Annotated in this window: 20 protein-coding genes and 2 tRNA genes; 13 read left to right on the top strand and 9 right to left on the bottom strand. The window is 32.8% G+C overall.

Features of this window, described 5'->3' with window-relative positions:
- Window positions 1–108: 108 nt before the first annotated feature.
- Both ACFSX9_RS14185 and sppA read right to left on the bottom strand, forming a co-directional pair.
- Window positions 109–2727: an AsmA-like C-terminal region-containing protein gene (locus ACFSX9_RS14185; protein WP_379808836.1), complete on the bottom strand. Its 2619-nt coding sequence runs from the start codon at window positions 2725–2727 to the stop codon at window positions 109–111.
- Window positions 2728–2904: 177 nt separating this feature from the next.
- A complete protein-coding gene (sppA, locus tag ACFSX9_RS14190; RefSeq protein WP_379808838.1) occupies window positions 2905–4671 on the bottom strand; it encodes a signal peptide peptidase SppA in 1767 nt (588 codons plus the stop codon).
- Between the two features lie 112 nt (window positions 4672–4783).
- On the opposite strand from sppA, the gene folK reads away from it, so the two are divergent.
- On the top strand, window positions 4784–5923 hold the full coding sequence (folK, locus tag ACFSX9_RS14195; RefSeq protein WP_379809326.1) for a 2-amino-4-hydroxy-6-hydroxymethyldihydropteridine diphosphokinase: 1140 nt from the start codon (window positions 4784–4786) through the stop codon (window positions 5921–5923).
- A 346-nt stretch (window positions 5924–6269) separates the two neighbouring features.
- On the opposite strand, the gene ACFSX9_RS14200 is transcribed toward folK, so the two are convergent.
- Window positions 6270–6797: an RNA methyltransferase gene (locus ACFSX9_RS14200; protein WP_379808840.1), complete on the bottom strand. Its 528-nt coding sequence runs from the start codon at window positions 6795–6797 to the stop codon at window positions 6270–6272.
- 291 nt (window positions 6798–7088) lie between these two features.
- Here ACFSX9_RS14200 and mutS point away from each other — a divergent pair, with 291 nt between their 5' ends.
- The 4 genes from mutS (at window position 7089) to ACFSX9_RS14220 (ending at window position 10468) form a co-directional block, all read left to right on the top strand.
- Window positions 7089–9656, top strand: a complete 2568-nt coding sequence (gene mutS / locus ACFSX9_RS14205) for a DNA mismatch repair protein MutS (protein WP_379809328.1) — start codon at window positions 7089–7091, stop codon at window positions 9654–9656.
- A 151-nt stretch (window positions 9657–9807) separates the two neighbouring features.
- A tRNA-Gly gene (locus ACFSX9_RS14210) sits at window positions 9808–9880 on the top strand.
- Window positions 9881–9896: 16 nt separating this feature from the next.
- Window positions 9897–9982: transfer RNA gene (locus ACFSX9_RS14215), tRNA-Leu, on the top strand.
- A gap of 135 nt (window positions 9983–10117) precedes the next feature.
- Window positions 10118–10468, top strand: coding sequence for a DUF1508 domain-containing protein (locus ACFSX9_RS14220; RefSeq protein ID WP_379808842.1), 351 nt, complete (start codon window positions 10118–10120; stop codon window positions 10466–10468).
- Between the two features lie 345 nt (window positions 10469–10813).
- Here the strand turns inward: ACFSX9_RS14220 and ACFSX9_RS14225 are convergent, their stop codons facing one another.
- Window positions 10814–11014 carry a hypothetical protein gene (locus ACFSX9_RS14225; protein WP_379808844.1) on the bottom strand — a complete coding sequence of 67 codons (201 nt, stop codon included), beginning with the start codon at window positions 11012–11014 and terminating at the stop codon, window positions 10814–10816.
- Between the two features lie 165 nt (window positions 11015–11179).
- Window positions 11180–13333, bottom strand: coding sequence for a S46 family peptidase (locus ACFSX9_RS14230; RefSeq protein WP_379808846.1), 2154 nt, complete (start codon window positions 13331–13333; stop codon window positions 11180–11182).
- Window positions 13334–13837: 504 nt separating this feature from the next.
- Here ACFSX9_RS14230 and ACFSX9_RS14235 point away from each other — a divergent pair.
- The 3 genes from ACFSX9_RS14235 (at window position 13838) to ACFSX9_RS14245 (ending at window position 17883) form a co-directional block, all read left to right on the top strand.
- Window positions 13838–16003: a prolyl oligopeptidase family serine peptidase gene (locus tag ACFSX9_RS14235; protein ID WP_379808848.1), complete on the top strand. Its 2166-nt coding sequence runs from the start codon at window positions 13838–13840 to the stop codon at window positions 16001–16003.
- Between the two features lie 64 nt (window positions 16004–16067).
- On the top strand, window positions 16068–17156 hold the full coding sequence (locus ACFSX9_RS14240; RefSeq protein ID WP_379808850.1) for a sensor histidine kinase: 1089 nt from the start codon (window positions 16068–16070) through the stop codon (window positions 17154–17156).
- Window positions 17157–17160: 4 nt separating this feature from the next.
- Window positions 17161–17883: a LytR/AlgR family response regulator transcription factor gene (locus ACFSX9_RS14245; RefSeq protein WP_379808852.1), complete on the top strand. Its 723-nt coding sequence runs from the start codon at window positions 17161–17163 to the stop codon at window positions 17881–17883.
- Here the strand turns inward: ACFSX9_RS14245 and ACFSX9_RS14250 are convergent.
- On the bottom strand, window positions 17878–18330 hold the full coding sequence (locus ACFSX9_RS14250) for a GNAT family N-acetyltransferase (protein ID WP_379808854.1): 453 nt from the start codon (window positions 18328–18330) through the stop codon (window positions 17878–17880). The genes ACFSX9_RS14245 and ACFSX9_RS14250 overlap by 6 nt on opposite strands.
- Complete coding sequence (locus ACFSX9_RS14255) at window positions 18330–19583, bottom strand: 3-deoxy-D-manno-octulosonic acid transferase (protein ID WP_379808856.1); 1254 nt, start codon at window positions 19581–19583, stop codon at window positions 18330–18332. The genes ACFSX9_RS14250 and ACFSX9_RS14255 overlap by 1 nt, the downstream gene beginning before the upstream one ends.
- Before the next feature lie 96 nt (window positions 19584–19679).
- Here ACFSX9_RS14255 and ACFSX9_RS14260 point away from each other — a divergent pair, with 96 nt between their 5' ends.
- From ACFSX9_RS14260 to ACFSX9_RS14280, 5 genes are all read left to right on the top strand, one after another.
- Entirely contained in the window at window positions 19680–20807 is a 1128-nt protein-coding gene (locus ACFSX9_RS14260) for a DegT/DnrJ/EryC1/StrS family aminotransferase (protein WP_379808858.1), read from the top strand.
- A 98-nt stretch (window positions 20808–20905) separates the two neighbouring features.
- Window positions 20906–21919, top strand: coding sequence for a UDP-glucose 4-epimerase GalE (gene galE, locus ACFSX9_RS14265; protein WP_379809330.1), 1014 nt, complete (start codon window positions 20906–20908; stop codon window positions 21917–21919).
- Window positions 21920–22025: 106 nt separating this feature from the next.
- Window positions 22026–22211: a hypothetical protein gene (locus ACFSX9_RS14270; RefSeq protein WP_379808860.1), complete on the top strand. Its 186-nt coding sequence runs from the start codon at window positions 22026–22028 to the stop codon at window positions 22209–22211.
- Complete coding sequence (locus ACFSX9_RS14275) at window positions 22199–22516, top strand: hypothetical protein (protein ID WP_379808862.1); 318 nt, start codon at window positions 22199–22201, stop codon at window positions 22514–22516. The genes ACFSX9_RS14270 and ACFSX9_RS14275 overlap by 13 nt, the downstream gene beginning before the upstream one ends.
- 58 nt (window positions 22517–22574) lie before the next feature.
- On the top strand, window positions 22575–23465 hold the full coding sequence (locus ACFSX9_RS14280) for a DMT family transporter (protein WP_379808864.1): 891 nt from the start codon (window positions 22575–22577) through the stop codon (window positions 23463–23465).
- A gap of 59 nt (window positions 23466–23524) precedes the next feature.
- Here ACFSX9_RS14280 and ACFSX9_RS14285 read toward each other — a convergent pair whose 3' ends face one another.
- Window positions 23525–24517 (bottom strand): YihY/virulence factor BrkB family protein, encoded by a 993-nt coding sequence (locus ACFSX9_RS14285; protein ID WP_379808866.1) that lies wholly within the window; start codon window positions 24515–24517, stop codon window positions 23525–23527.
- A 6-nt stretch (window positions 24518–24523) separates the two neighbouring features.
- Complete coding sequence (fabD, locus tag ACFSX9_RS14290; protein ID WP_379808868.1) at window positions 24524–25396, bottom strand: ACP S-malonyltransferase; 873 nt, start codon at window positions 25394–25396, stop codon at window positions 24524–24526.
- Window positions 25397–25492 lie beyond the last annotated feature (96 nt).

A 25492-nucleotide genomic window follows, 5' to 3' on the forward strand; every position in this document is an offset into this window, starting at 1 on the left:
GCTATTTCAAAAACAAACAGATATAAAACACAAAACCCTTTCAAATCTGAAAGGGTTTTGTATTACTTATAATTTCGTACTTCGTATTTCTAACTATGTACTTCTAAACTATTCTTTTTTCTTCTTCTTACCAAAGATATCTTTTAAAGCATCCGTTGCTTTGTCTTTTACTGTGTTTTTTACATCCTCTTTTGGCGTAGTAGGAGTCTTTGTAGTATCCGTTGCCGTTGGTGTTTCAGGATTGTTTCCTTTTCCACCGTTAAGTAAATCTTTCAAAGCATTAGTTCCTTGATTGACTAACTTGTCTTTTTGCATTTTCACTAACTGCGTAGCTAAATTTGTAGTAGCTTGCTTCATATCTGTCGTTATTTTTGGATTACTGAAGTTTCCACCAAGCAATGCTGTAATTGGAATATTCTCAATCTTAGTTTGATCGGCAGGCGTTAATTTTGCTAATAAGTTAGTTACTTCGGTTCCTAAATATTTTGCAGGAACGTCAAACTTCACGTTGTAATTCATAGTTTGGTCAAAACCATGTGTTCCGCCTACATTTATAGTAATATCCTGATATTTTAAATCAAAAGGTTTTACGTTCACTTTTCCGTTATCAAAAGAAAGCGCAGCTTTAATGTCATTTAAATTAACTTTACTAAAATCTAAAAACGATATTTTTGAGTCTAGTGAACTTAATAAAGTTGAATTCTTTTCATTTATCGTAGTCGATAGCAATTCACCTATTAAGTCTCCCGTGATTGTTTTTAAACTTGGCGTCATATCTTGTTGCAAATCTCCAGATAATTTTATGGTAGAATTCAGCTTTCCATTCACAACTCCAGCTATAGGAGCAATTGATTTTAGCATATCTAACTGGGTAAATGTTTCTGAAATATTTACTGCATTTAATCCTAAGTTCATATTGAATTTTGGCGTTTTTCCTTTTGTAGAAACTGTTCCGGTTAAACCGATGCTTCCACCAAAAATATCCATTTTCAAATTATTTAAATTTACGGCTTCGTCTTTGATCAACATCGTACCTGAAACATTTTTCAGATTCAAATTATCATAAACAACTGTTCCTGCTTTTGCATTAATTGTACAATCTAAAAACGAAGGAATTTTAACTGCTTCTGCCGTTTTATTACCGTCTGGTGTTGTAGTAGTTGTCGGTGACATAAAATCAGAAACCACTAATTTTGTAGCATTCATACTGAAGTTCCCTTTTAAGATTTGATTCTTAAATAAGAAACCATAAAAGTTGTCTAAAGTTCCGTTTACTTGAAGATCAGAAGCACCTGTTTTTGCATCAAACTTACTTAATTCGATGTGGTTTGGATTAAATGCCACATTAGCCTGAATGATTTTAAAAGGTTTTGCCATTTCTGGACCTTCATAGTTGAAGCCTGTGATACTAGCTGTTCCTGAATTTTGAATATTTTGGTATTGAGATGTTTCAACTGATTTCATATCGAATTTAGTTTTTACATCTGCTTTTAAAATTCCAGTTAATGGTTTGTCTAGTTTAACAGGATATGCTTTCGTTACATTAGCTAAATTGATCACACCATTTAATTGTGCGTCAACTAAAGCATTTGTTGCTAGGTTTTTAATATTCGCCTTAGCGTTAAATACATCTTGATCAATGGCGAAAGATAATTTGTTTAAATTAACATAAGTATCATTCATCAATCCCGTTTCGTTTATAATATGCGTGTCAATTATAATATTTTTAACTCCTTTAGGTAAATCTGGATATTGGAACGACGCATTGTTTGACGCAATTTTAATATCAAATGTAGGAACAGTAGTTTCGGTTAAATTTCCTTTTACTTTTCCATCCACTGAAAACTGTCCAGTTGTTTTTACTTTTTCAATATCACCTGAATATACCGCAGGAATTAGTCCTAAGAAGTTTTTGAAATCTGAAGTTGGTGTTTTGAAGGTTAAATCAAATGTTTGACCTGCTTCAAGCATTTGTACAAAACCATTGAATTCTAAAGGTAATTTGTTGATTAAAGCTTTGTTGTCTTTAAATTCATATTTGCCTTTGTCTAAATCAATTCCTAAAATTGCATCTAACGAAATGGTAACATTATTCATGTAATTTACCTTTTCCATATCAAAAGATAATTTAGCAGTAGTTTTGGTGTCCAAATCTAATTTTTGAGCTGCAAAATTTCCTTTTCCTTGATGATTGATGCTGTCTAAAACCATTTTCATGTTTGAACCTTCATCTTTGTAAGTGAATTTTAGATTCTTAACCTCATAGTTTTGAATGTTTAAAGCAAAAGGCTTGCTGTCCGATGGTTTATCGTCTTTCGCTTCTTTCAAAGCAATATCAAAATTCCCAACGCCATCTTTGTTGAATATAATATTTACTATTCCGTCAATAGTGCTGAAACTTTCTAAATTCATAGCTTCTCCATCGCCTTTGAAAAGTTCTTTTACACTCATGGTTAAATTAGTTTCACCTGAATATAAAAGTGTATCATTTTCAAAAGGAGCTTTAGTTACAATGCTAAGATTCTTAATAGAAACATTCGCTTGCGGGAAGCTTTTAAATAAACTTAAATCTACATCTTTAAAAGCAATTGTAGCATTTACGTTTTCATTCAAAGTTTTCGCCACCAATTCCTTGATTTTGTCTTTGAATAAAAAAGGTGCTGCTGCCAAAGCAATGATGACAACTAGTAAAAATATTCCAATTCCTTTTAAGATTTTTTTCAACATAATGTTATTTTTTGAAGAGTAAATTTTTGTTTGCAAATACTTCTACAAAGCCGAAGTAATTAATAGTAGCAAAAGTAGTACCAAAAACCTAAAATTTATGGCAAAGCAAAGTTAAACTTACAAAAAAAATCCCAAAAACGATTTGTCTTTGGGATTTTAATTATTTGTGTGTTGCTATTAATGAATTTCTAATTCAAATGGCATTATAGCTTGGATGCCTTTTCTGCTTTTTACACGTTTTATTTGTTCTAGCATTTGGAATCCTTCTTCCCCAATTTGCTCTTTTATCAATTGCTCTTTTGTTTTAAACATTGCCATTCCTGTGAAATTAGCTAATAAATCTTCAAAGCTTTTTTCATACTCTGGGAAGTCTTCTGTACGGTAAGAAGTAGTTTTACCTAATTTTGCTGCGTATTTAATAGCATCTTCTAATCCACCAATTTCATCCACTAAACCTAATCTGTGTGCATCAACTCCAGTCCAAACTCTTCCTTGTGCAATTTCATTTACTTGTTCTTTTGTCATTTTTCTACCATCAGCAACACGTTTAAGAAATGTATCGTACGTTTTTTCAATACTTTCTAATACCATTCCTTTGAAGTTTTCATTGATTGGTTCAAAAAGACTATAACCGCTTGCATTATCATGTGTTTGCACCTGCTCCGCATTAATTCCAATGTTTTTAGCTAATTCACTAGCGTTTGGTAACATTCCAAAAACACCTATTGAACCTGTAATCGTATTTGGTTCTGCAAAAATTCGGTCTGCATTTGCTGCAATATAGTAACCACCAGACGCTGCATAATTCCCCATAGAAACTACAACTGGCTTAGTTTTTTTAGTGATTTCAATTTCTCTCCAAATCAATTCAGAAGTCAATGCGCTTCCTCCAGGACTATTTACTCTTAATACAATTGCTTTTACGTTGTCGTCTTTTCTAGCTTCTTCTAAAGAACGTTTGATTGAACCTTCTCCAATTACATTTACAGCACCTTCTCCACCAGAGATTTCACCTTGAGCATAAACAACTGCAATGATGTCTTTTTTAGAGTAATCATTAACCGTTGATACTGCTTTTTTAGCATAATCTTTTACACTTACAATATTGTACTTGTCCTTTTTGTCTACTTTTAATTTAGCTCTAATTGCATCATGATACTCATCTTCATAAGCCACTTTGTCCACTATTTTGTTTGCCAAAGCTAATTCTGGAGTTCTAGCTCCTAATGTATTTGCAATTACATCTAATTGTGCCACTGTTATTTTTCTGCTTTTAGCGATGTCTGCAACAATAGTATTCCAAACCGAATTTAATAAAACGGTCATCTGTTCTCTGTTCTCTGGACTCATTTCTTGAGCTAAGAAAGGCTCAACAGCACTTTTATATTTTCCATGACGAATTACTTCAAACTTCACACCTGATTTTTCTTGTAAATCTTTCATGTAAAGAATTTCAGAAGACAATCCTTTGAAATCTACTTCACCCATCGGATTTAAATATACCTGATCTGCTACTGAATTCAAGTAATAATCGTTCTGCGTGTAATTGTTCGAATAAGAATATACAAACTTTCCTGTTTTTTTGAATTCTTCTAATTTATCTCTAACCGATTTATTTTGGGCTAACCCTAATCTAGATTGATTGTTTAAAATTGAAATTCCTTTAATTTTTTTGTCTGTTTTTGCAACTTCAATCGCATTTAAAATATCAGTCACACCATTATGATGTGCCTCAAAGTAATTAAAGTCTTTGTAATTTGTTTTTCCGGAATAGTCCAAAGTTACTTTTGATAAATCCAATTCAATAACTGAATTATCTTTTACACTTACTTTGTCTTTGTCTCCACCAAAAATGGCTCCTATGATGATTATTCCGAAGAAAAACATCATGATAAAAATAAATATCCCAACAACAGTTGCGATTACATTTCCTAAAAATTTCATAGCAATACTTTTTATTAATTGACTATAAGTAGTAGAAACAACAAATTTGTTACATGTTCATAAAAAAACAGAAAAGGTAAAACTTAAGTCTAAAATTGTTTGTTATTTTGCCATCATGGACCAACACCAAGTTATATTATCATTAGGGAGCAACCAAGGAGACCGTTTAGCTGCGATTTTGTCTTGTATTGATTTGATTCATAACGAAGTAGCCGTTGTAGTTAAAGTGTCTAAATTGTATGAAACTCCTGCGTGGGGATTTGAAAGTGACGCATTTTATAATTGTGCCATTCTCGTTCATACGTCAAAATCAGCTCAGAAAATGTTGAGTCAGGTTTTAAAAGTGGAAAAAAATTTAGGAAGAGTTCGAAAAAATGAAGCAGGATATCAAGCTCGAATCATTGATATTGATATTATTTCGTATGATGAGGAGATTATTGCAACAGAAAACTTAAATATTCCGCATCCTTTATTGCAAAATAGAAAGTTCGTTTTGCAACCCATGTTAGATTTAGGTCTGAACTGGGAACATCCAAAATATAAAAAATCGATTGCTGAATTATTACTAAACTGTGAAGATAGCAGTGAATGTAAAGTAATTCAAAATTTGATTTCTCCTATTGAGAAGTTAAGTTTACACAACTTCAATTATATCGCGATAGAAGGAAATATTGGTGCAGGAAAAACGACACTTGCCACAAAATTAGCAGCTGATTGTAATGCGAAATTAGTTTTAGAACGTTTTGCCGATAATCCTTTCTTGCCAAAATTCTACAAAGACCAAAGCAGATATGCGTTTCCTTTAGAAATGTCTTTTTTGGCGGATAGATACCAGCAATTGTCTGATGATTTAGCACAATTTGATTTATTCAAAGATTTTGTGGTTGCCGATTATCACATCTTCAAATCGTTGATTTTTGCCAAAGTTACACTTCAGGAAGATGAATTTCGGTTGTACAAAACGATGTTCGACATCATTCACAAAGAAATGCCTAAACCTGATTTGTATGTTTATCTTTATCAAAACACCGATCGATTGTTGCAAAACATCAAGAAAAGAGGAAGAAGTTACGAACAAGAAATTCCTGGGGAATACTTAGAGAAAATCAATCGCGGTTATTTAGATTACATCAAAACGCAAACCGATTTAAATGTTTTGGTTATTGATGTGTCTGATTTAGATTTTGTTAAGAAACAAGAAGACTATGTGTTTTTGTTGAATGCGATCAATAAGAAGATTACAACTAAATAAACTGAATTTTGTCATAATGGATAAGTTAAACCTAATTTTATCCTGCTAAACTCTTTTTCAGTATCTCGCTCTCTACTTCAGATGTTGCAATAAATAAAGCACGCGGATGATACGGATGCTTCGCATCACTAATTTATATGAATTAACTCAAATTTGTCCTGCTGAACTCGTTTCAGCATCTCGCTCTTTACTTCAGATGTTGCAATAAATAAAGCACGCGGATGAACCGGATGCTTCGCATCGCTGATAAATCTGATTTTGTCATGCTGAACTTGTTTCAGCAGCTCCGTTATAATTTCATGCCATAAATTAAAGCAGTTATAAAAAACTTATATGACTTATGTGTTTACGACATTTTCTGAAACAAATCCCAAATTACAATTCCAGCACTAACAGAAATGTTTAAGGAATGTTTGCTTCCTAATTGTGGAATTTCAATCACGCCGTCACTTAAATTAATAGCTTCCTGCGAAACGCCTTTTACTTCGTTTCCGAAAATTAAAGCATATTTTGAGTTCGGTTCGGTTTGGAATTTATCTAACATAATCGCATTTTCAGTTTGTTCTACTGAATACACCTTTATATGTTCCGACTTCAATTTATTGACAACTTCTAAAACGTCTTTTACATATTCCCATGTCACGGTTTCTGTAGCGCCAAGAGCAGTTTTGTGAATTTCCTTATTGGGAGGAACGGCCGTAATACCACATAAATAGATTTTTTCAATTAAAAACGCATCCGAAGTTCTAAAAACCGAACCAATATTATGCAAACTTCTAATATCATCAAGAATTACAATAATTGGTGTCTTTTTAGCGTCTTTAAATTCATCTACATTTTTACGTTCTAATTCTGCGTTGGCTAATTTTCTCATGTTGCAAAGATATTTTATTGTAACGAAGATTCAAATAGGATTTCTAGATTTTTGGATTTTTGGAACGCCGATAAAACGGATGCAATGCAACGCTGATTTTATAGATATTTAAAATTAGTATTGAATTCTCCCATTGTTTTGTCCTTGAATTTTGAAAGTGTAATTGCTATTGAATTTTGCCATTGCTATTGCTTTGGTTTTTCTTACCTTCGCAATTGTACTTAAAATCTAAAAATTGTGGCTAAAAAAGCAGAAACTTCTTCCGATATAACACCAAAAGAAACGCCTTTAATGAAGCAATACAACGAGATAAAACGCAAATATCCCGATGCTTGTTTGCTTTTTCGTGTAGGCGATTTTTATGAAACTTTTGGTGAAGATGCGGTCCGTGCTGCAGGAATTTTAGGTATTACATTGACCAAAAGAGGAGCTGGTTCTGCAACCGAAACGGCGTTGGCCGGATTCCCTCACCATTCCATAAACACTTATTTACCTAAATTAGTCAAAGCCGGACTTCGTGTTGCAATTTGCGATCAGTTAGAAGATCCGAAAATGACAAAAACTATTGTTAAACGTGGAGTTACCGAGTTAGTAACGCCAGGAGTTTCAATGAATGATGAGGTGCTGAGTTCGAAATCAAATAACTTTTTAGCAGCAGTTCATTTCGGAAAAAGAAATATCGGTGTTTCATTTTTAGATGTTTCCACAGGTGAATTTTTAGTTTCGCAAGGAAATGAAGAATATATTGATAAATTATTGCAAAATTTTCGCCCTAGCGAAGTTTTAATTCCAAAACAATTTAAGAACCAATTCACGTCGGTTTTTGGCCCTGATTTTCATACTTTTTTCTTGGAAGATTGGGTGTATAAAGAAGATTATGCGTTAGAAAGTTTAATGAAACATTTTCAAACCAATTCTTTAAAAGGTTTTGGCGTAGAAGAATTAAATGAAGGATTAATTGCATCAGGTGCGATTTTATTCTACTTGTCAGAAACTCAACATAATAAAATCCAACACATTACAAGTATTCAGCGGATTGCCGAAGATGCTTATGTTTGGATGGATAAATTTACGATTCGAAATTTAGAATTATACCACAGTTATAATCCGAATGCAGTAACGCTTTTAGATGTAATTGATAAAACGCTTTCGCCAATGGGAGCCAGACTTTTGAAACGTTGGTTGGCACTTCCGTTGAAGGATATTGCTAAAATTAGAAGTCGTCACGAAGTGGTTTCGTATTTAAAAGATAATCCTGATATTCTTCAAAAAATCCAGTATCAAATCAAGCAAATTTCGGATTTAGAACGTTTGATTTCTAAAGTTGCAACAGGTAAAATTTCGCCAAGAGAAGTTATCTTCTTAAAAGATTCATTGGATGCGATTATTCCAATTAAGACATTGGCTTTGGACAGTAAAAACGAAGCGTTGCGTGTAATTGGTGATAGTTTACACGCTTGTGAATTGTTGCGCGAAAAAATAAAAACTACCATTCAAGAAGATGCTCCGGTGAGTATCAATAAAGGAAATGCAATTTTGGTTGGTGTTCATTCGGAATTAGATGAATTGCGTAGCATTTCTTCAACAGGAAAAGGCTATTTAGAAGATTTAGAGAAACGAGAAAGTGCTAATACCGGAATTCCATCGTTAAAAATATCATTTAATAATGTATTTGGTTATTATATTGAAGTTCGTAATTCGCACAAAGATAAAGTGCCAACCGAATGGATTCGCAAGCAAACTTTGGTAAATGCTGAACGCTATATTACCGAAGAATTAAAAGAATATGAATCGAAAATATTAGGAGCTGAAGAAAAAATTCATCAGTTAGAAACCCAATTATTCGAACAATTAGTGAATTGGATTGCGACGTATATCAAGCACGTTCAGTTGAACGCCAATTTAATTGCTCAATTAGATTGTTTGAATTCGTTTACGCAATTAGCGATTGATAATAAATACGTTTGTCCGATACTGGATGATAGTTTTGAATTGGAAATAAAAGACGGAAGGCATCCAGTAATTGAAAAGCAATTGCCTGTTGGAACGCCTTATATTGCAAATGATGTGTATTTGGATAGCGATACGCAACAAATCATTATGATTACTGGACCGAATATGTCCGGTAAATCGGCTATTTTGCGTCAAACTGCTTTGATTGTGCTATTGGCTCAGATGGGAAGTTTTGTGCCTGCGGAAAGCGTTAGAATGGGTGTTGTGGACAAAATCTTCACTAGAGTAGGAGCGAGTGATAATATTTCGATGGGTGAATCTACTTTTATGGTCGAAATGAATGAAACCGCTTCGATTTTGAATAATATTTCAGACCGAAGTTTGGTATTGTTAGACGAAATTGGAAGAGGAACTTCAACCTATGACGGAATTTCGATTGCTTGGGCGATTTCAGAATATCTGCACGAGCATCCAAACAAACCAAAAACGTTGTTCGCGACCCATTATCATGAGTTGAATGAAATGGAAGTTACGTTTGAACGCATTCACAATTACAACGTTTCTGTGAAAGAGTTGAAAGATACTGTTTTGTTTATTCGTAAATTGGTAAAAGGTGGAAGTGCGCATAGTTTTGGAATTCACGTCGCAAAAATGGCTGGAATGCCTCAAATTGTAATTCAGAAAGCACAAAAACTCTTGAAGCAATTGGAAAAAAGGCATTCAAGTGAAGAATTATCGGGCATTAAATCGGCAAATGATGAGTTGCAATTGAGTTTTTTCAATTTAGATGATCCGTTATTGGAAGATATTAAAGAAGAAATAATGAATATCGATATTAATACATTGACTCCTGTGGAAGCTTTAATGAAGTTAAATGAGATAAAACGGATGTTGGTAAAAAAATAATTTAAAAATAATTAATTAGTTATCAAAAGGTTATGAAAAACTTTGAATTTTTATTTAGAAAGTACTTGCAGGAATAAAAATATGTTCTATATTTGCACTCGCAATACGGAACAAGTATGGCGACGTTCTTTTAAAGATTAAGATTGAAAACGCGAAAATAGCTCAGCTGGTAGAGCGCGACCTTGCCAAGGTCGAGGTCGCGGGTTCGAGCCCCGTTTTTCGCTCTATACCAAATAATTTGCTTGAGTGGTGGAATTGGTAGACACGCTGGACTTAAAATCCAGTGGGTAGTAATGCCCGTACGGGTTCAAGTCCCGTCTTGAGTACTAAAAGCTCCGAACATTGTTCGGAGCTTTTTTCGTTTTTATATGTTTGTAAATAAAAATTTCAAACTTGAAATTTTTAGTATCTTTAAAAAATCCTTTTCTTTTGAAAGGAAAATAAAATCCAATTGAATTAGTATGGGGACATTTGTGATAGCGCAAAGGCTTAGTGGCGCTTATAAATATGAATTTGTATCCCGAAAAGGAAAAACAATATTTACAAGTAACGATTTTGAATTGCGTTTTGAATGCGAGGAAGAAATCGAAGTGCTTAAAAATTCTTTAGAGAAATGTGTTTTTATGCGTTTCAAATCTTCTGGTGGTAAGTTTTTCTTCCGATTGATAATGGATGAAAAAGAAGTTGCGTTAAGTAGAAGATATACTACTCAATTATTACTTCAAAAAGGAATTGATGAAATCATAAAATATGCAGATAAAGCAGAGTTTTTAGATTTCTCATCAGCAGAAGATATTTTTGGAACTTCGTAGGTTAAAAAACTAACTCTACTATTCAATATTTTTAAAATTTTCTTTTAGTATTTTCCTAATTCCTGAAAATTGGAGATTTCCTTTTTAGAGCTCAATGTTTATTTAAAAAACTTCAAAAGTTTCTTCTATTATTTTTGAAATAATAGTACCACTTTATTACTTCCTTCAAAGAAGTAAAGCAGCGCATTTTCTTACTTAAAACCTTTTTTTAATTAAAATACATTAACAACGTGCTTAGTGTTTACTGTTTATACAGTAGAAAAAGTCAGAAAGAACTTCTTTCATTCATTTTAGAGCAAAAAAAAGCTCCACAATGTGGAGCTTAATTTTTTTGTCGGCAAGTAATTAGTTTGCAGGTGCAGCTTCTTCAGAAATAACTGGAACTTCAACTTCAACAGTAGTAGAGTCAACAGTAACTTCTTCAGTAACTGGAGCTTCAACTTCAACAGTAACTGAATCCATAGTATCATTTCCTTCAGTAGCAGTTTCTTTACAAGAAACGAACATAGCAGCAACAATTGCCAAGCTTAAAACAACTTTTTTCATCTTAAATAAATTATAAAAGGTTAATTATTAATTCGGAGCAAAGATATAAATTTTTTGACATGACAAAATGTTTTTTCACATTTTTTTTAATTTATTTTCTTAAGCCTCCAAAATGCTATATTTCAAATGTCGTGCCAAACTTTTTAGTAGCCTAAAATTTTCTAATTATTTGGCTTTTCGTGACTTAGGGTAGATAATTGTCATCTCATCAATTAGGTTTTTTGCACCAGCAAATTTGTCAATAATGAACAAAATATAACGTGAATCTACCATAATATTTCTACAGATTTCTGGACTGTAATAAATGTCGCTCATTGTCCCTTCCCATACTCTGTCAAAATTCAATCCAATCAGGTTTCCTTTAGCATCTAAAGCTGGACTTCCAGAGTTTCCTCCAGTAGTATGATTCGTTGCAATAAAGCATAATGGCATTTTTCCGTTTTTATCTGCGTAGTTTCCAAAATCTTTTGCATTGTACAAATCAACTAACTTGGTAGGAACGTCAAATTCATAATCTCCAGGAATGTATTTTTCAATAACGCCATCTAAGTAACTTACTGATTCGTATTGAACTGCATCGCTCGGTTTGTAACCTTTTACTTTTCCATACGTCACACGTAAAGTACTGTTAGCATCAGGGAAAATTCTGTCCTTAGGGAATAACTCAGTGATCGCTTTCATGTATGTTCTTTGTAAAGCACTATTTTTTAAGTTGATTTCATCAAACTTAGGAGCCACATCTTTTGTAAAACCATCCGCTAGGGTTTTAACCAATTGGTAAGCTTTATCTTGATTTATTTTTTTTAGAACAGTTTTTGCATCACCTTTTAGTAAATCTCTTAAACCAGTATAGTTCGTTAGTTTAGAAGAACTAAAAATAGAAGTAGTTAAAGCGGAAGCATTAAGGTTGTTTAAACTTTTAGGTAAAAACTGTTTTGGAGATTTTTTAGCATACAAGTCGATAAGCTGTTCAAAAACCTTCTCGTCTACTTCTGGACTATAATCTTTATATATTGCTTCAAAACTACTTATTAGGTTGTTCTTGCGATCTGTAAAGGCTTGTTCTCCCTTTGAGTTGTAAACTTGCTCTAATTGATATAAACGGTATCCGAAAGTTAAAATTTCAGCATTTCTTAATACTACTTCAGAAAAATAGTCTCTTGCTAAAGCATATTCTTGAATATCGGCATAGTTTTTTTCGAAATCAGTTAGAAGCGATCCGTATTCTGGTTCTTTTCCTGCTTTAAGAACACGTTGTTGGAATTTTTTTTCAAATTCTTTTTTAACGGCTACTGCATTTGATTTTTTTAATCCTTTAGTTTCGCCAATCCATTTCTTATAATAATTCGCAACACCTGCGTATTTCGAAGCATATTGAATTTTAATAGCATTGTCTTTTCTCATGAAACCATCTTGCACTTTTAAAGCAGCATCACGAATTTCAATTTTTGCTGGATTTAAATCGTTTACAATTTGTTCCACTGCGAAAGAAGGTAAATATTCTTGCGTTCTTCCAGGATATCCCATAACCATAGTAAAGTCATTTTCCTGAATTCCTTGTGCAGAAACTGGCAAATAGCGTTTTGGTTTGTAAGGAAAGTTGTCCTTTGAAAATGCTGCCGGACGGTTGTCTTTATCTGCGTAAATTCTGAATAAAGCAAAATCTCCAGTATGACGTGGCCAAACCCAGTTGTCTGTATCTGATCCAAATTTTCCAATTGAACTAGGTGGCGCACCTACTAAACGAACGTCTTTAAATGTTTCAGTAACAAATAGTAAATATTGGTTACCGTCATAAAAAGCACGAATCATAGCATCTTGCCAAGCTTCTCTTGTGAAATTCTTACTTACTTCTGAAATGTTTTGTTGGATCTTCTTTTGTTTATCGCTCTCAGTCGGAAGATTTAAAACACCTTCAAATATTTTATTGGTCACATCATGAATTTTGATAATGAAAGTTACCGTCAAATCTTTGTTAGGTAATTCTTGCTCCATGTTATATGCCCAGAAACCATTAGTTAAATAATCGTTTTCAACAGTAGAATGACTTTGAATGTTGTCATAACCACAGTGGTGATTAGTTAGTAAAAGTCCTTTTGGTGAAATCATTTCAGCTGTACATCCACCATCAAAATGGGGAACAGCATCTTTTAAGCTAGAATGATTGGCCGAATAAATATCGTCGGCACTGATTTTCATTCCTAAAGCTTTCATTTCTTTCTCGTTGGCACCTTTTAATAAGGATGGAATCCACATGCCTCCTTGTTGTGCTTGCAGCTGTACTACAAATAGTAATACAATTAATTTGATAAATTTCATAGTTGTTGTAAATGTTAATGAGTGCAATTTACAAATTTTTTAATCTTCCTGAAAATTACCTTTCATCATTTCTAATTACCGTTCGTCATTTTCTCGAGAAATATAGAAAGTTTTGATGCTACTTTTGAAATATCAAATTAACAAATCAAACAACTAACAAACTTAAAACATAGTAAACATGGCAACATTAGTAAGTAAAATTATTCAGTTTACCGCAGTAATAATTCAATACGTAATAGAAAGCATCATTAATTAATAATATAAAAGATACATAAAATGGAAAATTTAATAGGAAAAAAAGGGAAAGTAGTAATGAGTGGTATTTTAGGGTTTTTTATAGGCTTTGGTCTATTTTATTTTCTAAAAATTGTAATTTACTAATCGGGGCTTGCGAAAGTTAATGATTTCGAGTAATCAATATATGTAGGATTTTAAAGAAAATATAGAAACGCTCGAATAACAAAATAAAAAAAAATAAACCAAAAAAATTAATACTATAACAATATGAAAAAATATATAATAACATTAAGTACAATTGCATCCGTGTTTTCTTACGCTCAAGAAAAGCAGCAATTAGCCCCTTCAAAGTCAGTGACTGAAACTTATTTTGGAAAAACGGTAGTAGATAAATATAGAAATCTAGAAGATTTAAAAGACGAAAATACTTTGTCTTGGATGAAAGCTCAGGCAAAACATACTGAGTCTGTATTAAATGCAATTCCAGGAAAGCAACTTTTAATAGATAAAATGGTTGATATTGACAGCAGAGCAACAGAAACTATTTTTTCTACTCAAATATTAGAAGACGAAACCTATGTTTATCAGCGATTAACACCTAGCGACCAAGTAGCAAAATTGTATAAAAGAAAAGGTATTAAGGGTAAAGGCATTTTACTTTTTGATCCAGAAACTTATGATAAAAATAGTAAAGATATTTATACTATTAGTTCTTACACGGCGAATAAAATAGGAAGTCATCTTGCTATCAATCTTTCAAAAAACGGAGGAGAAATGAACGAAATGATAGTGATGGATTTAAAAACCAATAAGATATTAGCAGATAAAGTAGATAAATTACGCTTTGGCGGCGCTAATTGGCTAAAAGACAACAAATCGTTTATGTATCTGCAATCGATTACTTCTGATATACACGATAATAAAGCGCAGTCTGATTTATTTGCGAAAATCCACGTATTAGGAACAGATCCTGCAACTGATAAAGTTGTTTTTTCAAAAGGAATGTATCCTGAATTAGAAATTCTAGATGAAGAAATTCCTTTTATGTCATACGACATAACAAGTGATAAATTGTATATGATTCCATATACAGTAAATCCAAATCTTAAAATATTTATAGCGAACGCGTCTGAGCTTATGAATAAAAAAATCGATTGGAAATTACTTTGTGATCGAAAAGATGAGGTGAGAAACTTTTTCATAAAAGACAATAACGCTTACTTTTTAACTACATTAAACGCGCCAAATTTTAAAATAATCAAAACATCTTCAAACAATATTGACCTGAACAAGGCGCAAGTTTTTATTGAAGAGGATAAGAATTATAAAATAGAATCTTTTACTTATAATAAAGATGGGATCTATTTTACTACAAATAGAAATGGTATCGAAACAAATTTTAACTATATAAATTTTGATGGTAGCGGTAGAAAAGAAATTAAGTTACCTAAAAAAGCAGCTACGATTGGAGTAGTTGTTAGAGGTGTAGATTATTCGGATATTTGGGTTGTTACTACTGGCTGGACAGCTTCAGGAGAAAAATACAGATATGACTTAAAAAAGAATACTTTTAAAAGAGAAGAATTATCTACGATAGTTGAATATCCAGAATTTGAAAATTTCGAAGTAGAAGAAGTGATGGTTAAGTCTCATGATGGTGTAGAAGTTCCTTTGTCTTTAATATACAAAAAAGGAATGAAAAAAGACGGTACTAATCCAGCATTAATTTATGGTTATGGAGCTTATGGAATGTCAATGCGTCCTGCTTTTAACCCTTCGCACTTATTATGGGTAGAACAAGGAGGGGTTTTAGCAGTAGCACACGTTAGAGGTGGTGGAGAGTTAGGCAAAGGATGGCATTTAGCAGGTCAAAAATCAACAAAACCTAATACGTGGAAAGATGCAATTGCCTGTACTGAATACTTAATAGCGCAAGGCTTTACAAATAATACAAAAACTGCAATTTATAGTAGAAGTGCTGGTGGAATCTTTGTAGGAAGAGCAATTACAGAAAGACCTGATTTGTTTGCCGTGGCTATTCCAGGTGTAGGAAGTATGAATACTTTAAGAATGTCCAGTTCACCAAACGGACCGGCGAATATGGCAGAGTTTGGTAACCCAGAAATTGAAGCAGAATTTCATGCTTTGTATGAAATGGATTCGTATCACAATCTTAAGAAAGGTGTAAAATATCCAGCAGTTTTAACGACAGCAGGTTTTAATGATCCAAGGATTATAGTTTGGGAACCTGCTAAGTTTGCAGCAAAACTTTTAGAAGTAAATACTTCGAATAAACCAACCTTGTTAAAAGTAGATTATGAAGCGGGCCATTTTGGTGGAGCCTCTAAATTAAAAAGTTTTGAAGAAACGGCAGATATTTTAGCCTTTGCTTTATGGCAAGTAGGGCATCCAAGTTTCCAGCCTAAAAATTAAATAAATAATTTTAACTTTGGCAAAGCTAATTAGGGCTTTGCCAAAGTTTATTTAAATATTAAAAATGAAATTAATCAACAACAATAAGTATCATCTCCTAAATTTAATCGGTTGGATTTTATATGTATTATTTACCTTAACTTTTGCTAAAGTATCATATGGTGTTTTTGCTGTCGAAAAATGGAATTCAGAGCAGATTAATGCTTTTTATTATTCTATTATTGAAGGAGTGTTGTGTGGTTTTTTAGGCTTTATTCTATCTTATGTGATATTGTTTTATTATGAAAGATTAATTAATTTCTCAAAATTAGAAACAAAAAAAATCACAGTATTAATTGGGATTTTTATTGTTGTACAAGTAGTTTATCATCTGTGCCTTTGGCCAATGTTAGCAATACCTCAAGATTATTATTATGGAATTACAGAACGGTATGCTGAGATGATTTTTATAATGAAATTAGCAAATGTCCCATTCTTTTTCGTGGCTTTTTTAGTTTGGTTTTTTATTGTTTCCGCAATTAGGGTCTTCGAATATCTAAATCAGGTAAAAATCAATAGGCTTGAGTTAGAGTCAACCTTAAAAGAGTCGCAATTAAACGCTTTAAAAGGACAGATTAACCCGCACTTTATGTTTAATAGCCTTAATAATATAAGAGGATTGATTCTTGAAAATCCCGAAAAATCAAGGGAAATGATTACTCGTTTGTCTGAAATGCTTCGGTATTCATTAACAAAAAATGATGTCAATGCCATTTCCATAGAAGAAGAAATTGAAGTTGTAGATAATTTTATAGCTATTTCTAAAATCCAATTTGAAGAGCGCTTGTCATTTGTAAAAGAAATTCAACCCGAAACCTTAAAAATGCAAATTCCACCTATGGTAATTCAGCTTTTGGTTGAAAACGCTGTAAAACATGGAATTGCAAACATCAAACAAGGCGGAATTATAGAATTGAAAACCAGTATTTTTGACGATAATTTAGTAATTGAAGTTACAAACTCTGGTAAATTAGTCATCGATAAAAATTCAACGCTATTAGGATTGCAAAATATTAAGGAGCGAATTTCATTACTTTATGGCGAAAAAGCTTCTTTTAATTTAGAAGAAATAGACGATACTGTAAGAGCAACTATTAAGCTACCAATTAGTTAAAATCATGAAAAAGATAAAAGCAGTTATAGTGGAAGATTCTCGTTTAGCACGAAATGAGCTGAAAGAATTACTCAAATCACATCCTGAAATTGAAATTATTGGTGAAGCCGAAAATGTAGATGAAGGTTATGAATTAATTAATAAAACACAACCTGATTTGTTGTTTTTAGATATTAATATGCCTGAAAAAGATGGTTTTCAGCTGTTAGAGATGCTTGATAATGTACCAATTACAATCTTCACTACAGCTTTTGATGAGTATGCAATAAAGTCATTTGAATACAATGCACTCGACTATCTTTTAAAACCGATTAACTCAAAACGATTTGCGCAAGCAATTGAAAAGGTAAAAGATAATCTTGAAGAAAAAGTAATTAAAAACAGTCAGAAGTTAAATTTAAGCAATCAGATTTTTATAAAAGATGGCGAAAAATGTTGGCTGGTAAAAATTGAAGATATTTATTTATTTGAAGTGGATGGCAATTACACAAAGGTTTTTTTTAAAGATGAAAAAGCTATTATATCAAAATCTTTAAACCAGATTGAAGCCAAACTTCCAGAAGAATTCTTTTTTAGAGCCAATCGGAATCAAATTATAAACATTCAGTTCGCCAATCAAATTGATCCTTGGTTTAGCGGAAATTTACTAGTGCATTTGCCAAAAGAAATAAAAGTCGAAATATCGAGAAGACAAGCAAGCGCCTTCAAAGAAAAATTGAGTTTATGATTCTTTGACGGAAAACTTCATCAGTTTTCGATTGTGAAACTCAAATTTGTTTGCAAGATATAATTTTTGAGCATTTTCATTATGATCTTCAACTTCTAGATAAAGTAATTTTAAAGATAATTTTGAACTTTCCTTTTGAATAAATTGAATGGTTTCTTTACCAATTCCTTTTCCTCGGGCCGATTCTTTAATGAATAATTCGTCCACAAAAGCAATTTTCCCGCCATATTCAAAGCTAAAAATGTAGGTTAGAATTACATAACCAGCAATTTCATTATCGGCATAAATTAGCCAAGCTTTTCCTGAATGTTCATTGAAAATAAATTCGTAAAACATTTTTTTAGTTGCCTCAGCTTCAATCGGATAATTGTCAATAGCATAAAAATCTTGCATCATAGCAGTTATCGCGTCAATGTCCGAAATTTCAAGAGTTTTAAAAGTAATCATTAGTTTAGTATATGATTGATAATTGTTTGTGTAGCGCCTTTATTCATCTGCACGAAAGTGCTGCAAATATGTCCTTTTTCTAATCTCTCGTCTTCGTTTTGAAGCAATAAATCAAAAGCTTCATTCATTTCGTTTTGATTTTGAATGGAAATACAACCTTCCATGTGAACCAAGGCAGTAGCTTCTGCAAAGTGCGAATAATTAGGTCCAATAACAATCGGAATTCCAAAAGTGGCTGGTTCTAAAATATTGTGAACACCCGGATTCCCAAAACCACCGCCAACATAAGCGATATCGGCGTAGGAATAAATTTTGGTCAAAATTCCAACAGTATCAATAATGAAAACATTGCAATCTAGTAGAGTCGGCATTGATCGCGTCTCTACATTATGGTTGTATTCCGAAAACAAAATTGTTTTTTTACTGATCGACTTCTTTAATTCCTGAATTTGTTCCGGTTTGATGTTGTGCGGTGCGATAATAAACTTTACATTGTCCGAAGATTTATTGATATAATCTACCAATAAATTTTCGTCTTTTGGCCACGAACTTCCAATAACGATTGTGGTTTTACTATCTTTAAATTTTTCAATAAAATCAAGCGAATTATCTCGTTCTAAAATCGAAACTACTCGATCAAAGCGTGTATCTCCTGAAACTTTTACATTATTGAAACCAATACTTTGGAGTAATTTTTTCGAATTTTCATTCTGTACAAAAAAGTAATCAAATGTTTTCAAGGCATTTCTGTAAAAACCGCCGTACCATTTAAAAAAGGCTTGATTTTCTCTTAAAATTCCAGAAATTAAATAGGTTTTAATCTGATGCTTTTTTAATTCATTCAAATAATTCGGCCAATATTCATATTTAATGAAAAACACCATTTCTGGATGAACCAATTGGATGAATTTTTTCGCATTGGAAATTGTATCTAAAGGCAAATAAACCGTAACATCAGCAACGGTATTGTTTTTTCGTACTTCATATCCTGATGGCGAAAAAAAAGTTACAACAATTTTATGCGACGGAAATTTTTGCTTAATCACTTCAATTACCGGCAAACCTTGTTCGTATTCGCCTAAAGAAGCCGCATGAAACCAAATCGTTTTATCGTTTGATTTGATCTTATTCGCTAAAGTCGAAAAAACAGTTTTTCTTCCGTCTACAAAAAGTTTCATTTTCGGACTGAAAAGTGCTACTAACTTTAAGATCTGCGAGGCGAAAAGGGTAATTATGTTGTACAAAAATAGCATAATTGAATTTTATGGTGCTAAATTACGTTTCTTTTTAAGTTAGATAAAATTTGTGCCTATTATTTCTTATTTTTGCTACACTTAATTTTATTCCTAATGAGAAAATTACAAATGGTTGACCTTAAAAGTCAATACGAAAAAATAAAAGTGGAAGTGAATGCTTCTATTCAAGAAGTTTTAGAAAATAATACATATATAAACGGACCTTTGGTTCACCAATTTCAGGCTGATTTAGAAAAATATTTGGGTGTAAAACACGTAATTCCTTGTGCAAACGGAACAGATGCGTTGCAAATTGCAATGATGGGATTAGATTTAAAACCTGGTGATGAAGTTATTACAGCTGATTTCACATTTGCCGCTACAGTTGAAGTGATTGCTTTGTTGCAATTGACTCCGGTTTTAGTAGATGTTGATTTGAATAATATGAACATTTCTTTAGACGGAATTCGTAAAGCCATTACACCAAAAACGAAAGCAATTGTTCCGGTTCATTTATTTGGTCGTTCGGCTAATATGGATGCGATTATGGAAATTGCTCGCGAACATAATTTATATGTAATTGAAGATAATGCACAGGCAATTGGAGCAGATTATACTTCAAAAGACGGTTCAAAATCTAAAGTTGGAACGATTGGACACGTTGGTGCTACATCATTTTTTCCTTCTAAAAACTTAGGTTGTTACGGAGATGGTGGAGCAATTTTCACCAATGATGATGAATTAGCCCATAAATTAAGAGGAATTGTAAACCACGGAATGTACGAAAGATATCATCATGATGTTGTTGGCGTAAATTCTCGTTTAGATAGTATTCAAGCCGGAGTTTTAAAAGCGAAATTACCTCTTTTAGATACTTATAACAAAGCGCGCCAAGATGCTGCAATGAAATACAGTACAGCTTTAGGAGTGAATACTAACATTTGGGTGCCAACGATTTGCGATACTTGTGATTGCCACGTTTTTCATCAATATGTAATTCGTATTTTAAATGGAAAACGCGATGCATTATTAGCACATTTACAAAGTAAAGATATTCCTTGTGCGATTTATTACCCAATTCCATTGCACAGCCAAAAAGCATATGCTGATACAAGATATAAGGAAGAAGATTTCCCGGTAACGCTTCAGTTGTGTAAAGAAGTTATTGCATTACCAATGCATACAGAATTAGACGATGACCAAATTAAATTTATCACAGAAGCAATTTTAGAATTTGTGTAAATAAAAATCGGTCGTTCGCGTCTAAAAACAAAAATAAAATCAAACGCAATTTATTCTGAATGAAACAGAGTAAATTGCGTTTTATAAATATAAAAGACATGAAAATTGTTGTAACAGGCGGTTTAGGATTTATCGGTTCGCATACTGTTGTTGAATTGCAAAATCAAGGATTTGAAGTAATCGCAGTTGATAATTTATCGAATTCTTCAATCGAAGTGGTAGATGGAATTGAACGAATTACTGGTAAAAAACCGATTTTTGAAAAATTAGAATTACGAGATAAAAGTGCTGTTCAAGATTTTTTTAAACAACACCAAGATATTGCGGGAGTAATTCATTTTGCCGCTTCAAAAGCAGTTGGCGAAAGTGTTGAGAATCCTCTTTTGTATTACGAGAACAACATTAATACTTTGGTTTATTTGCTGCAGGAATTACAGCAAAAAGAAACAGCAAATTTCATATTTAGCTCATCTTGTACGGTTTACGGTCAAGCCGAAAACATGCCAATAACGGAAAATGCAGCCGTTCAAACAGCAATGTCGCCTTATGGGAATACGAAGCAAATAGGTGAAGAAATTATTACTGATGTTGCAAAAGTGACGAATATCAATGCGATTTTATTGCGTTATTTCAACCCGATTGGGGCGCATCCAACCGCTGAAATCGGCGAATTACCTTTAGGAGTTCCTCAGAATTTAGTGCCATTTATCACGCAAACCGCAATGGGACTTCGTGAAAAGTTATCAGTTTTTGGAAGCGATTATCCTACGCAAGACGGAACAGCAATTCGCGATTATATTCATGTTGTTGATTTGGCTAAAGCGCACGTTGTTGCTTTAAAGCGATTATTAGACAAGAAAAACCTTGATAAAGTTGAAACTTTCAATTTAGGAACTGGAACAGGAAGTTCGGTTTTAGAAGTAATTAGTGCTTTCGAAAAAATTTCGGACAATAAACTGAATTATCAAATTGTAGGTAGGAGAGAAGGTGATATTGTTGAAGCTTATGCAAATACGGATAAAGCAAATGAGGTTTTAGGTTGGAAAGCACAATCAACCTTAGAAGAAAGTTTAGCAAGTGCTTGGAAGTGGGAGCAGAAGATTAGAGGTTAGTTTTCAGTTTTCATTCGCAGTAATCAGTAATCAGGAACTTTTTAACTGAATATTTTTTTAAAATAAGTAAGAATAAAATTGTAAATTTGGATGTAAAATATTGATTATGAGCAATGATAAATCAAATAGTAGGAAGGTTGAAGAACCTGCGACAGCATATAGATCGATTCCAAAGCAAAAAGGAATTGGACTGGATTTTGATTTTGAGAAAGAGTCTAAAAGCGGTTATACTCCAGATGAGTTTTTAGTGGAAATGAAGAAGAGAATAAGTAAGTTTCCTTGGAAAAAATAATCTATCGAGAAGATGTATTAGACTATTTTGATGATTTGGTCTATTTGCGTTTCAAAGAAGAATATTTTTCTTATTTGGAAAACGCCGAAAACTATTTAGAGAAATTAGTTGAATTTGTTTCTCATAATATTAAAGATTTTCCTTCGAAAAAGTCTCCAAAAGAATTAAAACAACTTGGTTCAAATTATATTTTTTACAATTCCTCTAAAAGAACAACATGGTATGTTCTCTTTGAAAAATTTGAAAACCGTTATTTAATTACTGCAATATTAAATAATCATTGTGAAGAAGCTAAATTTATATAAAGCATCAGACTTAAAATCACTATAAATCACAAAGCATTAAAAATGCTATAAAGCAACTATGAGTTCAAAACTTGATTTAAAATTAGTTCTTGCACTAATCATTGTCGGAATTGTTTGGGGAACCACTTATCTTGGAATTCGGATTGCAGTGGAAACGATGCAACCTTGGTTCGTAACTTCAATCCGACAAGGAATTGCCGCTTTGATTGTTTTCGTGATTTTACTATTCAAAAAAGAATTGGCTTGGATTGGTTGGAGAAACTTCAGAATCCAATTGCTATTGGCGGTTTTAATACTAGTTTTTGCTAATGGTTTTACTACCGTTGCTGAACGATCGATTCCTAGTGGCTTAACGTCGATTATGAGTGCAATTTCTCCTGTAATTATATTTATTGGAAGCGTTTTGTTCGGAATTCAAAAAGCAACTTGGAAAGGTTTCTTTGGGATTCTATTCGGATTTACTGGAGTTGTTTTTATTTTTAGAAATGGATTGTCGGACATCCTTGATCCTGATTACAAAATCGGAATTTTATTTTTAAGTGTAGCTATTTTGAGTTGGGCAACGGGAGTTTTAGTTTCTAAAAAACATTCGCACGAATCTAATAATATCACACTTAATTTATTCTACCAATTCACTTTTGCAGCAATAATCCAACTGGTTTTAGCCTTCATAATTTATCCCGAAGCTAAGATTAGCGAATGGAGTATGCGAAGTATTTTAGCTACCACTTATCTAGCAGTTTTTGGATCTGTTGTTGCTTTTTTCTGCTATTATTATGCGCTAAAACGAATTTCTGCGGTTCGTGTTTCGATATTGAGTTATGTCAATACTATTATTGCAATCTTCTTGGGTTGGTTGGTATTAGATGAGGTTATTACATCTGATTTTATAGTTGCATCCGCTTTAATTATGACCGGAGTTTTCATCATCAATTACAAGCGTAAATAAAAAAATCCTCATAATACTATTATGAGGATTGTAATTTGTAAATTATTTTAAATCTTTCTTTACTTCGAAAGTTCTTCCTTTTCGTTCTTCTTGTTTATTTCGTCTACTTCTTCTTTCGCATCTTGCAAGGTTGTAGCTTCAAGTTTGACTTCAACAATATGAATTATTTCTGCATATTTTGAAGGTTTAATTGAACTTCCAAACTCAATTGCATAGCATTTCGCGAAAAGCGCTCCTAAATATAAGATTACGGACGAATAATAAACCCAAACCATAATAATAACTAATGATCCCGCTGCGCCATAAATTGTCCCTAAAGACGATTGCGAAATGTAAAATGAAATTAAAAACTTTCCTACCATAAAAAGAATAGCCGTGGTAAAAGACGAAACTTTTACTTGTTTCCACGTAATATCTGCATCAGGTAATATTTTAAAAATCACAGCAAATAACAAAGTAATAATCGTCAGCGTAACTAATGTTTGTCCTATGAAAACTGAATAAACTGCAGCTTCAGAAAAATGCGCAAATAACTTTTTATTCAATGAATCTAAAATTGTTGACAAGCCTAAAGAAGCTAACAGTATAAAACCTAAACTTCCAATTACACCAAAGGAAAGTAATCGTGCTTTAAAATATAGCCAAAAACTCGACCTCTTTTTAAGACGGATTCCCCAAATGGAGTTAATTGAATCTTGAATTTCTGCAAATACAGAAGTTGCACCAATTATTAGCGTACCAATTCCAATAAGCGCAGGAAAGCCGCTTTTATTAGCAAGCGCAATATTCTTTATAATTTCTTGCAATTGAATGGCTGATTGCTCACCTAGAAAATCTCTGAGCTGATAAAATATCTCCCCTTCAATAGCTTCGGTTTGCCAGAATATTCCAATTAAATAGAGCAAAACCATAAGAAGTGGCGCCATTGAGAACACTGTCGTGTAAGCCAATGCTGCACTTTTTTTCATTATTTTGTGCTCGCCAAATTCGGAGAGTGTGGAACGAATTACCTTCCATAAATCTTTAAAATAACTTTGTTGAGCTTCTTCCACTTGAAATTAGGCTGAAATTGTTGCTACTTCCTTATTGATTTTTCCAACCAATCCAACCAATACTTTTCCTGGTCCCACTTCCGTGAAACTTGTAGCGCCGTCAGCAATCATTTGATTTACAGACTGCGTCCATTTTACAGGAGCAGTTAATTGAATGATTAAGTTTTTCTTAATTTCATCTGGATCAGAAACTGCACTTGCCGTCACATTTTGATATACTGGACAACTTGGTGTAGAAAAAGTAGTCGCTTCAATAGCTGCGGCTAATTCTTCTCTAGCTGGCTCCATCATTGGTGAGTGAAATGCGCCACCAACAGGTAAAATTAAAGCACGTTTTGCACCTGCTTCTTTCATTTTTTCACACGCTAATTCAACCGCTTTGTATTCGCCCGAAATCACTAACTGTCCAGGACAATTGTAATTCGCTGCCACTACAACACCGTCGATCGATGCGCAAATATCTTCTACAATTTTATCTTCTAAGTTTAAAACCGCTGCCATTGTTGAAGGAGCAATTTCGCAAGCTTTTTGCATCGCTAAAGCTCTTTTTGAAACTAATTTTAAACCATCTTCAAAAGATAATGTTCCATTTGCCACTAATGCCGAAAATTCCCCTAATGAATGTCCCGCTACCATTTCCGGATTAAAATCGGCTAATGTTTTGGCTAAAATTACCGAATGTAAAAATACCGCTGGTTGCGTCACTTTTGTTTCTTTTAATTCCTCAGCCGTGCCTTCAAACATAATATCGGTGATACTAAAGCCTAAGATTTCGTTTGCTTTTTCAAACAATTCTTGTGCTAAAGGTGAGTTTTCATATAAGTCTTTACCCATCCCTGTGAACTGAGCGCCTTGACCTGGAAATACGTATGCTTTCATTTTTCTAGTTTAAAAGTTTAATGGTAATACCTCAAAAGTGAGAGTTAAACCGTTGCAAAAATAGTATTTTTTTTTGGAGCGCAATGGCTTGGGAAT

The sequence above is a fragment of the Flavobacterium ardleyense genome (genome assembly GCF_042686085.1).
Classification (GTDB): Bacteria; Bacteroidota; Bacteroidia; order Flavobacteriales; family Flavobacteriaceae; genus Flavobacterium; species Flavobacterium ardleyense.